Origin of the sequence: Sinomonas flava (genome assembly GCF_039531875.1) — a bacterium.
In the GTDB taxonomy this organism is placed as follows: Bacteria; Actinomycetota; Actinomycetes; order Actinomycetales; family Micrococcaceae; genus Sinomonas; species Sinomonas flava.
Genome location: NZ_BAAAQW010000003.1, coordinates 365,723 through 378,490 on the forward strand (window position 1 = coordinate 365,723; position 12,768 = coordinate 378,490).

The window sequence follows — 12,768 nt, forward strand, 5'->3', positions numbered from 1 at the left end:
GCTCACCGCGCTTGTCCACAGGAACTCGCACTTGGTGACCCCCAGAATGTGACCTTCAGAGTCCCTCAGGAGGTGACTGCCAAGAGGTGACCTCCAGACGGGCATCACGCGAGCGTGACGTGCCCCGCTTCGAGGTCGTGGTATGTCGGGCCGAGGTCGTCGGCGATCCCCGCGCACAGCTCGCGGAGGACTCGGGTCTCATAGCCGGCCGCCGCGGCGTCGAGCGCTGTTGCCTTGACGCAGTAATCGGTCGCGATGCCCACGACGTCGACGGCGCCGATCCCGTGTTCCCGAAGCCATTCGTCGAGCGTGGGCGAGTCGTCCGAGTCGCCTTGGGCGTCCCCGAACTGGGCAAGATGGCCTTCGAACCCGGAGTAGGCGGCCGCGTACTGGCCCTTGCGGAACATCGCGTCGACGCCCGCGAGCTCCAGGCCCGGGTGGAACGCGGCCCCGTCCGTCCCGGCGACGCAGTGCGGCGGCCACGAATCGACGAAGTCCGGCTGGGCGGAGAAGTGCCTCCCAGGGTCGATGTGCCAGTCCTGGGTGGTGACGACGGCGTCGTAGTCGTCCGCGTGGTCCGCGAGGAATGAGGTGATCCGCGACGCGGTGGCGGCTCCGCCGTCGACCGCGAGGGAACCTCCCTCACAGAAGTCGTTCTGGACGTCGACGATCACGAGTGCGCGCGCTGGGGCCATGACTCCATTGTGGCCCACCGTCCGGGAGCTGCCCTTCAGGACGTGACCTTCAGGAGGTGACCCCCAGACGGAGGGCGGGGCGAGGCGGGGGTCAGGTGCGGCCGACGAACCAGTCCCGGAGCTTCGCCAGCCGCGCGTGGAGCTGGTCCTCGCTCGCCTGCGCAACGGCCGGGCCACCGCACAGCTCGCGGAGCTTGTTGTGCACGACCCCGTGCGGGGTCCCTGTGCGCGCGCTCCACGCGGAGACATTCTTCGCGAGCTCGTTGCGCAGGTCCATGAGCCGCCGGTGGTCCGGGACGCCCGCGGGGGACGACGTCGCGGGCGCCGGCCGGCCCTTCCGGCGCGAGACCTGGTCCTGCTGCCGCTGCCGCAGCAGCGTCGCCACCTGGTCGGCGTCGAGCAGGCCGGGGATGCCGAGGAAGTCGAGCTCCTCGTCGGAGCCGACGTCGCCGCCCATGCCGAACTCGCCGCCGTCGAACAGCACCCGGTCGAACGCCGCCTGCGACTCGAGGGCCTCGTACTTGCCCTTGACGAGCGTGTCGGAGGCCTTCTCCTCGCGGTTGGCCTCGTCCATGAGGGATTCCTCGAGGTCCATGAGCCCGTCCTCGTCCTTCGAGGGGCGGTCGAGCGCATGGTCGCGCTCCGCCTCCATCGAGTTCGCGAGTGCGGTCAGCTGCGGCACCGAGGGCAGGAAGACCGACGCCGTCTCCCCGCGCCGTCGTGCCCGCACGAAGCGCCCCACGGCCTGGGCGAAGAACAGCGGGGTCGAGGTGGAGGTGGCGTAGACGCCGACGGCGAGGCGCGGCACGTCGACGCCCTCGGACACCATGCGGACGGCGACCATCCACCGCTTGTCCCCCGCGGAGAACTCCTCGATCTTGTTCGAGGCCTTCGCGTCGTCCGAGAGGATCACCGTGGGCGACTCTCCCGAGACCTTCTTGAGCAGCCCGGCGTAGGCGCGCGCGTCGTCGTGGTCGGTGGCGATGACGAGGCCGCCGGCGTCCGGGACGGAGCGGCGCACCTCGGTCAGGCGGCGGTCGGCGCCGGCGAGGACGGCGGGGATCCACTCCCCCTGCGGGTTGAGTGCGGTACGCCATGCCTGGGCGGTGACGTCCTTCGTCACGGCAGCCTCGCCGAGCGAGGCGGCCATCTCCTCCCCGGCGCTCGTGCGCCAGCGCATCTGGCCCGAGTAGGCCATGAAGATCACGGGCCGGACCACGTGGTCGCGCAGGGCCTGCCCGTAGCCGTAGGTGTAGTCCGCCTTGGAGCGGCGGATCCCGTCCGCGTCCTCGGCGTACTCGACGAATGGGATGGGAGACGTGTCCGAGCGGAACGGGGTGCCGGTGAGGGCCAGACGCCGGACCGCCGGGTCGAACGCCTCGCGCAGTCCGTCGCCCCACGAGAGCGACTCGCCGCCGTGGTGGATCTCGTCCAGGATCACGAGTGTGCGCGCGGCCTCGGTCTTGGCCCGGTGCAGCAGGGGCTTGCTCGCGACCTGCGCGTACGTCACGGCCACGCCCATGAAGCCGCGGCCGTGCGCGCCGTCGGCATTCTTGAAGTTGGGGTCGATCGCGATGCCCACCCGCGCGGCGGCGTCCGCCCACTGGCGCTTGAGGTGGTCGGTCGGCGCAACGATCGTGACGCGGTTGACGGCGCCCTGCTCGATGAGCGTCGAGGCGACGCGCAGCGCGAACGTGGTCTTGCCCGCGCCGGGCGTCGCGACGGCGAGGTAGTCCCGCGGCGCGAGGGCGAGGTACTTGTCGAGCGCCTCCTGCTGCCAGGCGCGGAGCTTGGGAGCGGTGCCCCACGCGGCCCGCTCAGGATAGGCGGGGGGCAGGGCCGTGGGCGACGCGCCGGAGTGCGACGACGGGTCGCCGCCGAAGAGCGTGTCCGTCATGCGCGGCGCGCCTCCTGGTCGGCGGACGACGGCGCGTGGGCGCGTACGCCTGCGAGCGCGCCGAACAGAGCGGGAACCGAGAGGACCGCGGCGATGAGGGCGAAGCCCGCCGCCCCCGGGGCGCTGCCCGAATCGAGCATGTGGGCGTACAGCGTTCCGGCTCCGGCGGTTCCAATCACTCCACCGAGCATATCGGCCAACTGGAGGCTGGCCGAATTCCGGCCGCGTTCGGCCGCGTCGCTGAGCTCGAGGGTCAGGACGGAGGTCGTCGACATCGACAGGCCCATCCCCGCCCCGGCGACGAACCAGCACAGGGCGATCGCCCAAGGGGACGTCTGGGTGCCCACGGACAGCGCGACGGCGGCTAGGCAAGCGCCGACGGCCGCCGGCCCGAGGACCAGGTAGAGGCGCCGCGGCAGCCAGGAGCGGGCCTGCGCGAAAGATCCCGCGGTCCAGCCCAGTGCGCCGCCCGTGAGCGCGAGGCCGGCGATCGAGGGTTCGAGGCCGTACCGGTTCACGAGGATCAGCGGGATGAACGCCTCCGAGCCGAAGAAGGCGAACGTGATGAGGCCGCGCACCGCCATGACGGCCGGCAGACCCCTGCGGGCGACCCACGTGCCGGCGAGGATGAGGCGGGGAACGGACAGCACGGCGAGGGCGGCCCCGGCGACACCGACGGCGGCGAGGAGGGCCGGCGCGTCGGACCTCAGGTTCGATCCGGGGTCGGCTGCGGACACGAGCGCCCACTGCGCCGCACCGACGCCACAGGCGAGCGCCGCGCCCCGGAGGGCGCGCCGTCGCCCGTCATGGCCGCCTCCCTCGGGGGCGGCCGGCAGCCCGAGGGAGCGCACGCGCGGCCACACGAGGGCCACGGCGACAAGGACGATCGGGGCGACGCCGAGGAAGGGCCAGCGCCAGCTGACGTGCTGCGCGAGGAGCCCCGACACGTACGGCCCGACGAGCGACGGCACAACCCACGCCGCCGAGAACCACCCGAACATCACCGGCTGGAGGACGGACGGGAGCGCCTGCCCGATGACGACGTAGACGGCGACGATCATCGACCCGGCCCCGAGCCCGGAGACCATGCGGCCGAGCGTGAACAGGCCGAAGTCGGTCGCGGCGCCGCCGAGCACGAGGCCCGAGAACATGAGCGCGAGGCCGGTCAGGAGCGCCGGCCGCGCGCCTCTCGCGTCGCACCATGGCCCCGCTGCGGCGGTCGCGGCCATCGAGGCGGTGAGGAAGAGCGAGAAGGCGAGCCCGTAGGAGCCCTGCCCGCCGAGCTCGGCCGCCACGACCGGCATCGCGGTGGTGACGGCCATCGCCTCGAACGCACCGCACGTGACGATCGCGAGGAGCCCGACGACGAGCGCCCGGTACGGCGGGGAAAGGAGCCCGCCGGCACCTTCGTCGGCGTCGTCACCGGCCGGGGATCCCCGTCCCGGGGTCACGCCTTGTCGTCGTCTCCGCCCGAACGCAGGCCCTCGTAGATCTCCTTGCAGGTGGGGCACACGGGGAACTTCTTGGGGTCGCGGCCGGGGGTCCACACCTTGCCGCACAGTGCGATCACGGGTTCGCCGGTGAGCGCAGACTCCATGATCTTCTCCTTGCGCACGTAGTGCGAGAAGCGTTCGCGGTCGCCCGGCTCGAGCTCCTCGCGCACTTCCTCCCGCTCGATCGTGGCGGTGGACCCGCCGCGGGCGGGGTCACGCGGGTCGGCGCCGTACGGGTCGCCGGGCTGTGAGCTGAAGGGGTCCGGAGGCATCGTGGTCATGGATTCATGGTAGTCGCGCCCGGAGTGGGGCGGCCGGTCAGAGGCCCTGCCAGTCCGGCTTGCCGTCGTAGACCTGACGGTAGTAGTCGGCCAGGAGCAGCGCCGACGCGGCGGCCTCGTCGACGATCACGGTCGTGTGCGGGTGGAACTGGAGCACGGAGCCGACGCACATCGCCGTGACCGGCCCTTCCACGAGGCCGTGGACGGCCTGTGCCTTCGCGGCGCCCCCGGCGAGGAGGACCACGTGCCGGGCATCCATGATGGTCCCCACGCCCTGGGTCACGACGTGGTGGGGCACCTCGGACAGCGAGGAGAAGAAGCGTGCGTTGTCGCGCCGGGTCTGCTCCGTGAGGGTCTTGATGCGGGTGCGCGAGGCCAGCGAGGAGCCGGGCTCGTTGAAGCCGATGTGGCCGTCGGCGCCGAGCCCAAGGATCTGCAGGTCGATCCCGCCCGCGTCGCGGATCGCGTCCTCGTACGCGGCGCACGAGGCCACGAGGTCGCCCGCCAGTCCGTCGGGGGTGTGGACGCGGGCCGGGTCGATCGTGACGCGCTCGGAGAACTCGCGCCGGATCACGCTCCGGTAGGACGCGGGATGGTCGCGGCGAAGGCCCACGTACTCGTCGAGGGCGAACGCGGTGGCCCGCGAGAGGTCGAGTCCCTCCTCGGTGCTCCTGCGGGCCAGTTCGTCGTACAGCGGGAGCGGCGAGGACCCGGTCGCGAGGCCGAGGACCGCGTCCGGCGTGCGGGCGAGCAGCGCCGTGACCGCCGAGGCGGCGAGCCGCCCCGCCTCGCGGGCGTCCTTGACGACGACGACTTCCATGCGGGCGCTCCCCTCGGGGGCCTCTCGGCGCAGGTCGCACGCCCCCGCCGAGGATATCCAGCCCGGGCGCGACCCGCTAGGGCGTGACCCGCAAGGGCGCTGGCCGGACCGTCACCGGGCGCGCGTGAGGGAGGCGAACGTCTCGGGGCCGCGCGCATCCAGCCAGCGGCCCCCGAGCACGACCCCACCGGCGGCCAGGGCCGGGCCGAGGACTGCGCCGGCAGCGAGCCCGAGCCATCCCCAGTGGGCCTGCCCCGTCCCGGCCCACAGGAGCGCGAGGGCGATCTCGGGTGAGATCAGGGCACCGAGCACCAGGAGCCCGCCCGTCTGGACGAGCATCGTCTGGGCCACGTTCCCCGAGGGCTTCTTGAAGGGGCTCTCGCCCGGGAGGGGGACCGCCACCGTGTACCTCGCCGACACCACCGAGGAGAGCCCGACGCCGCTCAGGAGTGACCCGAGCGCGAGCCCCAGAAGGGCGGGGAACGCCTCCCACTGGCCCGCCACCACGCACGGCACCGCGGTGGCCACGAGGGTCACGGGCAGCCCGAAGGCCAGGAGCGCGAGCGCCCGACCGAGGCGGTCGTCGCGGCCGCGGACCCCCGCGGCGAGATGCAGCGCGAACGCGGTCGAGTCGTAGGAGACGTCCGCGCTGATGCTCCACGCGAGCACGAAGCCGACGATCGGCCCGCTCACGGCGAAGGGCCCGGCCAACGGATCGCCCCCGCCGCCCGCGGAGGCCATGTATAGCACCACCGGCAGCAGCGGCACGACCACGAGGCCTGAGCCGTAGCGCGGATCCCGCAGCCAGTAGACCAGGCACCGGGCGGCCACTGCCCCGGCCGGTGTGGCGGGCAGGAGGCCGAAGAGCCCCGCGCCCCGGTGGCGCTTCCCCGCACGCCGGCGCCCCGCACCTGCGGGGTGGAGGAGGGCACGGGCCAGCGCCGCCGACCAGCCCCACGCAGCGAGTGCGAGCGCCGCCGCGGCGACGCCGATCTTGGCGAGGGCCTCGAGGCCGTTGCCCTGGGCCGCGGCGGCCGGTGCAGAGAACGCCGCGCCGAGCGGCGTCCAGCCCAGCACCTCGCCGGCGGCGACGAGACCGGACGCGCCGACGGCGTCGAGTGACTGCGCGGCGAGCGCGATGATCGGGCCGAGGAGGACGAGCGGGATGAGCAGAAGCACACTGCTCACGTCGCGGAACCGCCGCGAGGCCGCGAGCTCGGAGGCAAGCGCCGCGGCGAGCCGGCTCACGGCGACGCACAGGCCGAGCGCCACGACGGCGCAGACCAGCGCCGTCACGAGCGGCGCCCACCCGCGGGCCCAGGTCAGCGCCGTCGCCGCGAGCAGCAGCACCGTGCACAGCCCGGGCACACCGATCAGCCCGGCCAGGCCCTGCCCGAGGAGGAGCTGGCGCCGTGGAATCGGGAACAGCGCGAAGCGCGCCGGATCGAGCGTGAGGTCCACGCCCGCGACGAGGATGGGCGCGAGGGCCCAGCCGAGCACGAGCGCCGACCCTCCGAGGACTACGAGGGTCTCGGCCACCGGCACCTCCGCGAGCCTCAGGACGCCCAGCCCCGCGATCCCGAGGGCCACGGCGCCGAGTCCGTAGAGGGCTCCCAGGATCAGGCCGATGAGCTGCAGGGGACTGCGGCGGAGACCGTTGCGCAGGAGTGCGAGCTTGAGCCTGATCAGGTGTGCAACCACGTCAGGCCCTCTGACTTCCCCGGGCCGCCGACGAGCTGGACGAAGCGCTCCTCGAGAGATTCCCCCGCGCGGACCTGGTCGACGGTGCCCGCGGCCAGGATCCGGCCGGCGGCGACGACGGCGACGTGGTCGCACATGCGCTGGACGAGGTCCATGACGTGGCTCGAGACGATGACCGTCCCCCCGCCTGCCGTGAAGTCGGTGAGGATCGAGCGGATGTTCGCGGCCGAGATCGGGTCCACGGACTCGAACGGCTCATCCAGGACCAGCAGCCGCGGGGCATCCACGAGGGCCGCGGCGAGGGCCACCTTCTTCGTCATGCCGGCCGAGTAGTCCACGACGAGGGTGGATGCGGCGTCGGCGAGCCCGAACGCGGCGAGCAGGTCGCGGGCCCGCGCGGAGGCGGTCGGGCGGTCGAGTCCGTGCAGGAGCCCCGAGTAGAGGATGAGCTGCTCGCCGGAGAGCCTGTCGAAGAGGCGCACCCCGTCCGGGAGGACGCCCATGAGGCGCTTCGCAGTGATCGGGTCCTTCCAGACGTCGGTCCCCAGCACGTACGCCGTCCCGGCGTCGGGCCGCAGGAGCCCGGTCGCCATCGAGAGCGTCGTGGTCTTGCCCGCGCCATTGGGACCCACCAGCCCGTAGAACGAGCCGACGGGGACGTCGAGGCTCACCCCGTCCACGGCCAGCTTCCCGTCGAACGCCTTGACGAGGCCGCGCAGTGCCAGCGCAGGAGGGGCCCCGGCAGGGGGCGCGGGCGCCGCCGAGGGAAGGCGCCCGGCCACGGGCACTCCCTCCGCGTCTGAGTGGGACACGGCGATCAGAACAGGGCGCGGGCGAGCTGCTGGCGCGCAGCACCCACCCTCGGGTCCGCGCTGCCGACGACCTCGAAGAGCTCGAGCAGCCGCACGCGGGCGGCCTCCCTGTCATCGCCCGAGCTGCGCGCGATGAAGCCCACCAGCCGGGAGAAGGCGTCCTCGACGTGCCCTCCGGTGAGGTCGAGGTCGGCGACGGCCAGCTGGGCCTGGAGGTCGTCGGGCGACTCGGCGGCCACGGCACGCGCACGCTCCGCGGCGGGCTGGTCCACCTCGGCGACGCGCGCCATGAGCTGGACCTGGGCGAGGCCGGCCTTGGCCTCGCGGTCGGCGGGCTGCTCGGCGAGGGCCTTGCGGTACGCGGCCTCGGCGGCGGCGAAGTCGCCGCGGTCGATCGCGTCGAACGCCTCCTGGTGAAGCGGCGGGAGCTGCGGCTCGGGGGACGCCTCGGCGGGGGCGCCGTCGGCCGTGCCGGTCACGCCGTTCGCCTCGGCGACGCGCAGCAGCTCGTCGAAGAGCGCACGCGCCTGGGGCTCCGCGGCGGCGCCCTGGAAGAGGGGGATCGGCTGGCCCTTGAGGATCGCGACGGCGGTCGGCACCGCCTGGGCCTGGAAGGCCTGGGCGAGCTGGGGGAACGCCTCGACGTCCGCCGTCGCGTAGACCAGGCGGCCGCCGTAGCTGTCCACGATCGCACCCAGGTCGTCACGCGCCGTGAGCGACTCGGGCGAGTACGCGGCCCAGAGGAGCACGACGACGGGCACGGTCGCGGAGCGCTGGACGAGGTCTCCGAAGGTGCGCTCGTCGACCTCGATCGCGCCGGACGGCCCCGGTGCTCCGGCGTCCGCTCCCGCCGGGGCGGCGGGGTGCGACGAGGAGGCCGGCGGGGTCGCCGTCGCGCGTGCCTTGAGGGCCGAGAGGTCGACGGCGCCGCGGAGGTTCAGCTGCGGCTGGGGAGGGCGGGAACCGGGAACACTCATGGCTCCACCATAGTGTGAGGGGCGGGCCCGCACACAGCGGTCCCGCCCCCCACAATGGCGTGATCGCCTACTTCAGCGCGGCACCCGTCAGGTTGCGGGTCGCCCCGATGAGCGTGACTTCCTTGGCCCCGCCGTCGGCAGGCACGACGATCACGAGGGACTCGCGGAACGTCAGCGATATCCCGGCGGTGGTCTCCTTGCCCCCGGCGAGCGCGGCGGCGTCGTCGGCGAGGGTGAGCTTGTCCCCCGATGCCTTCGGAGTGCCCTCAAACAAGAAGTCCAGGGGCGCGAGGATGACGGCGCCGCCGTCGGCCGTGCGGAAGGCCGCGGCCTCGTTGCCCACGAGGGTGTGCTTGGCGGTGAAGTTGCCGTTCGGGCCGTTCTTCACGATGTCGCCCTGGTAGCCGATCGTGTCCTTGATGTAAGCGTTCTCGGGCACGCGGTCCGCCCAGACGCTGTCCGGGTAGGTGAGGCGGTCCGCGACGCCCGCGATGGCCTCGGCCGGCGTGTAGGCGAGCCCGGCCTTGCTGTCCAGCGGCACCTGCTCGGCCCCGGAGCGCGGCGTGGCGGGGAAGGTGGCACCGGGCAGGAGCGGCGCGGCTTCGATGAGCTTGTAGTTGCTCCGGGCAGACTCCTGGCGCAGGGTGAGCAGCTGGGGCGTGGTGTTCCCCTCGCCCTGCGTGACCGCCATGACGGTGCGCGGCCACTCACGCTGGGTGGTGATCACGCTCGTGCGCAGGTCGGCCGCGCGGACCGGCGAGAGGGCGGGCGCGCTCGCGACGGCGGCCCTGACCTTGTAGTTCTGGGTACGGGCCAGGAGAGCGCTGCCACCCACGCGCAGGCTGAGCTTGCCGGCGTCCTTCGCGTCATCCCCGGCCTGGACCGCGTTCGCGGTCTGCTCGAGGATGCGGGTGAGCTGGTCGTCGAGGAGCACGCGGCCTGCCGAGGGCGCCTGCGCGGCGCTCGGCGAGGGCGCGGTGGTCGCCTGGGCGGCGGGGGCGGCGCTGAGCCCGAGGACGACGACGGCGAGCCCGGCTCCCAGCCGGACGGTCCCGGGGCGGCGCGTGGCGCCGTCGGCCATCCGCGGAGCCTTCCCCGGCGTGCGCGGAATGGCTGCCGTGGCGGTGGACCCGGTCGTGCGGCGTCGTGGCCAGGGCCCGGTCGCCGAGCCTGCCGGGCCGCCGTGCGATCCGGCCTGGCGGGTGTGCAGGAAGGCGAGGACGCCGGCCGCGACGACCAGCAGGGCGCCGATCACGATGAGCGGGACGGCCCATGGGGTGGTCGCGTGGCTCGGCCACGTGATGGAGATGTCGCGGGGCGCGGGGGCGCTGCCGTCGGTGGCGAGCATGAGCTGCCACTCGCCGTTGTCCGGGACGTCCCAGTGGTACTCGTACTCGCCGCTGGCGTTCTGCGTCGAGGCGAACACGTCCGCACCGGCCGGGTTCGGCGACGAGGCCTCGCCGTCGGCGTGCTGGACCGTGAGGACCCTGCCGTCGTCGGAGGCGCCCGCGATCGTGTTGTGGGCGGCCGGGCCCACCCAGCCGGCAACGTCGTCGGGACGGCCCGTCGCCAGGACGAAGCTGCCCTCGGATCGGATCGTCAAGGTTGCCTCTCCCCCACGGAGGTCGCCCAGCCGGTTGTCGATCACGGTGAGAGGGGCATCCTGGGTGCCGGCGGGAATCGTTGCCGTCACACGGTCATTGGGAGCCCACCACGATAGCTGGCCGATGCCAGCCACGAGGGCTACAAGGCCGAGCAGCAGGAGTGCAGCTGCGGTCTTAAGTCGCACGGAAAACACCTCACGTCGGGGAATTAGACCTCTCAATGGTAACCAAATCGTGACAATCCAGTCAGATCGGCCCTGCTGGTAGGGTTTGCGCGGGGCGCAGGGTGCCGGGGCAGCGGCATCGTCGGGGGCGGACTGGACCGGGGCCGGCACTGCTGTCCCGCGACCAGACGGCGAGAGAAGAGCAGAAGGCGAGTCGAGTGCCAGAGAACCGCGAGGCCCAGCCCATCGAACCGGAGTCCACGGGCGAGAACCCCCCGCTCGCGACGCCCGTCCTCGGTGAGGCGGCCGGCCGGTCCCACCACCGTCTCGGCGCCTTCGTCCACGGGGTGGCCGACCGTCTCAAGACCCCCATTCCGGGAGCGCAGCCGCGCGTGCGCTTCGAGATGCCCCCGCTGCAGGAGGCCGAGCCCCCCGCGGCCGAGGATGACGAGACGCCGTTCGGCCACCCGGGTCCCCGCATGTCCTCGCGCCACCCGCTGTACATGGGCTTCATGGGCACGGTGGGCGTCGGTGCGGCGCTGGCCATCTACTACATCGCGCAGCACACCACGCAGCTGCTGCTGTGGATCCTCGCCGCGCTCTTCATCGCGCTCGGCCTCGACCCGGTGGTCCGGTGGCTCGAGACCCGGCGGGTCCCCCGCGCGGTCGGCATCGCGGGCACGATCCTGGCTCTCTTCGCGGTCCTCGGCGCGTTCGTGGGGACGCTCATCCCGACCATGGTGGACCAGATCACCCAGCTCGTGAACAACGTGCCGGGCTGGATCGCGGACTTCCTGGCCTCGGACTTCTACAAGAGCATCGACGAGCAGTTCGGCATCAAGAATCGCGTCACCGAGGAGCTGACGAAGCTCGGCCAGAACTCGGAGGCGATCACGAACGTCTTCGGCGGCGTGCTCGGCTTCGGCACCACCGTGGCGAACTCGCTCTTCGGGGTGCTCGTCGTGGTGGTTCTCAGCCTGTACTTCCTCTCGGCGCTGCCCGCCATGAAGACGTGGGGGTACCGGCTCGCGCCGCGCTCGCGCCGCTCGCGGGTCGAGGCGCTGAGCGAGGAGATCACACGCTCAGTGGGCAACTACGTGATCGGCCAGGTGTGCGTGGCTGGCCTGAATGCGACATACGCCTTCGTGGTCATGACCATCCTCCAGGTCCCGTTCGCCGCCCTGCTCGCCTTCGTCGTGGGCTTCCTCGCGTTCATCCCGCTCGTGGGAGGGGTCGTGGCCGGCGTCCTCATCTCGGTCGTGGCCCTCACGGCCGGGTGGCAGACGGCCGTCATCCTCGCGATCGCCTACTTCGCGTACCTGCAGTTCGAGGCCTACTTCATCTCCCCGCGCATCATGCAGAAGGCCGTCGCGGTTCCCGGGCCCGTGGCGGTCATCTCCGTCATCGCCGGCGGCAGCCTCCTGGGCGTGCTGGGGGCGCTCATCGCGATCCCGACGGCGGCGGCCGTGATGCTGCTCATCCGGGAAGTCTTCATCACGCGGCAGGACCAGCACTAGGGAGCCGCGGCGAGCTCCCCGTCCCACTCCCCCGGCAGCCCGGCTGAGCCTGAGGGCGCGGCCGATCCCAGCACGTCGGCGACGATCTCGCTGAGCACCCTGTGGACGTACTTCTCCCCCACCCAGAGGTGCTTGCCGCCATCGACGCCGACGAGCCGGGCCTGCGGCACGCGTGCGAAACGCTCGGCGGCCTCGGCGGGGCGAAGGTAGTCGTCGAACTCGGGGACGAGGACCGTCAGCGGCTTGCCCGAGGCGGCCCATGCGTCCAGGTCCGAGTCGCCCGCCCGGTGCAGCGGGGGCGAGAGGAGGACGGCGCCGTCGATCTCGTCCGCGACCGGCGGCACGGCGCCGTACTTGAGCGCGAGCTCGGTGCCGAACGACCAGCCCACAAGCCATCGGCGCGGCAGCCCGCGCTCGACGGCGAACCGCACCGCTGCCTCGACGTCGGCACGCTCGCCGACCCCCTCGTCGAACTGGCCCCCGCTGGTCCCCCGGGGGCTCGACGTCCCGCGGGTGTTGAAGCGGAGGACGGCGATGCCCGCGAGCGCGGGCAGGCGGAAGGAGGCCTTGCGGTAGACGTGGGAGTCCATGAACCCGCCGTGGGTCGGAAGCGGGTGGAGCGTGACGAGCGTGGCGAGCGGGTCCCGGTCGGCGGGCAGGGCGAGCTCCCCCACGAGCGTCAGCCCATCGTCGGTCCGCAGCTCGATGTTCTCCCGCCGCGCGGGCAGGACCGTGTTCGCGCGGATCGGCTCGGGGCCTGCGGTGCTGGTGAACGCGTACGAGGAGGGGTCGAAGCTCATGGGGCCT

At 72.9% G+C, this 12,768-nt stretch carries 11 protein-coding genes; 1 reads left to right on the plus strand and 10 read right to left on the minus strand.

The annotated features are described in order from the left end of the window. Positions 1 to 104: 104 nt before the first annotated feature. From ABD298_RS04415 to ABD298_RS04455, 9 genes are all read right to left on the minus strand, one after another. The gene (locus ABD298_RS04415) at positions 105 to 695 is read right to left on the minus strand and encodes an isochorismatase family protein (RefSeq protein ID WP_344298441.1); all 591 of its coding nucleotides are present in this window, start codon (positions 693 to 695) and stop codon (positions 105 to 107) included. Between the two features lie 91 nt (positions 696 to 786). Beyond that, the gene (locus ABD298_RS04420; RefSeq protein WP_344298442.1) at positions 787 to 2,592 is read right to left on the minus strand and encodes a DEAD/DEAH box helicase; all 1,806 of its coding nucleotides are present in this window, start codon (positions 2,590 to 2,592) and stop codon (positions 787 to 789) included. Further along, positions 2,589 to 4,043: an MFS transporter gene (locus ABD298_RS04425; protein ID WP_344298443.1), complete on the minus strand. Its 1,455-nt coding sequence runs from the start codon at positions 4,041 to 4,043 to the stop codon at positions 2,589 to 2,591. Before ABD298_RS04425 ends, ABD298_RS04420 begins: the two co-directional genes overlap by 4 nt. Next, positions 4,040 to 4,366: a DUF3039 domain-containing protein gene (locus ABD298_RS04430; RefSeq protein ID WP_344298444.1), complete on the minus strand. Its 327-nt coding sequence runs from the start codon at positions 4,364 to 4,366 to the stop codon at positions 4,040 to 4,042. Before ABD298_RS04430 ends, ABD298_RS04425 begins: the two co-directional genes overlap by 4 nt. Before the next feature lie 37 nt (positions 4,367 to 4,403). Beyond that, entirely contained in the window at positions 4,404 to 5,186 is a 783-nt protein-coding gene (nagB, locus tag ABD298_RS04435) for a glucosamine-6-phosphate deaminase (RefSeq protein ID WP_344298445.1), read from the minus strand. Positions 5,187 to 5,297: 111 nt separating this feature from the next. Then, positions 5,298 to 6,887, minus strand: coding sequence for a transporter (locus ABD298_RS04440; protein ID WP_344298446.1), 1,590 nt, complete (start codon positions 6,885 to 6,887; stop codon positions 5,298 to 5,300). Continuing rightward, positions 6,872 to 7,675: an ABC transporter ATP-binding protein gene (locus tag ABD298_RS04445; protein WP_344299044.1), complete on the minus strand. Its 804-nt coding sequence runs from the start codon at positions 7,673 to 7,675 to the stop codon at positions 6,872 to 6,874. The genes ABD298_RS04440 and ABD298_RS04445 overlap by 16 nt, the downstream gene beginning before the upstream one ends. Positions 7,676 to 7,704: 29 nt before the next feature. Then, positions 7,705 to 8,676, minus strand: a complete 972-nt coding sequence (locus ABD298_RS04450) for a co-chaperone YbbN (RefSeq protein ID WP_344298447.1) — start codon at positions 8,674 to 8,676, stop codon at positions 7,705 to 7,707. A 67-nt stretch (positions 8,677 to 8,743) separates the two neighbouring features. Then, complete coding sequence (locus tag ABD298_RS04455; protein ID WP_344298448.1) at positions 8,744 to 10,465, minus strand: DUF8094 domain-containing protein; 1,722 nt, start codon at positions 10,463 to 10,465, stop codon at positions 8,744 to 8,746. A 197-nt stretch (positions 10,466 to 10,662) separates the two neighbouring features. Between ABD298_RS04455 and ABD298_RS04460 the strand changes: the two genes are divergently transcribed. Further along, on the plus strand, positions 10,663 to 11,961 hold the full coding sequence (locus ABD298_RS04460) for an AI-2E family transporter (protein WP_425564305.1): 1,299 nt from the start codon (positions 10,663 to 10,665) through the stop codon (positions 11,959 to 11,961). On the opposite strand, the gene ABD298_RS04465 is transcribed toward ABD298_RS04460, so the two are convergent. Next, the gene (locus ABD298_RS04465) at positions 11,958 to 12,761 is read right to left on the minus strand and encodes an alpha/beta hydrolase (RefSeq protein ID WP_344298449.1); all 804 of its coding nucleotides are present in this window, start codon (positions 12,759 to 12,761) and stop codon (positions 11,958 to 11,960) included. The two genes, ABD298_RS04460 and ABD298_RS04465, sit on opposite strands and share 4 nt — an antisense overlap. Positions 12,762 to 12,768: the final 7 nt, after the last annotated feature.

Excerpts from the sequence above, each read along its gene's own strand:
- ABD298_RS04430 (WP_344298444.1), bottom strand. The coding sequence starts at position 4,366 with ATGACCACGATGCCTCCGGACCCCTTCAGCTCACAGCCCGGCGACCCG.
- ABD298_RS04415 (WP_344298441.1), bottom strand. The coding sequence starts at position 695 with ATGGCCCCAGCGCGCGCACTCGTGATCGTCGACGTCCAGAACGACTTC.
- ABD298_RS04420 (WP_344298442.1), bottom strand. The coding sequence starts at position 2,592 with ATGACGGACACGCTCTTCGGCGGCGACCCGTCGTCGCACTCCGGCGCG.
- ABD298_RS04450 (WP_344298447.1), bottom strand. The coding sequence starts at position 8,676 with ATGAGTGTTCCCGGTTCCCGCCCTCCCCAGCCGCAGCTGAACCTCCGC.
- ABD298_RS04465 (WP_344298449.1), bottom strand. The coding sequence starts at position 12,761 with ATGAGCTTCGACCCCTCCTCGTACGCGTTCACCAGCACCGCAGGCCCC.
- nagB (WP_344298445.1), bottom strand. The coding sequence starts at position 5,186 with ATGGAAGTCGTCGTCGTCAAGGACGCCCGCGAGGCGGGGCGGCTCGCC.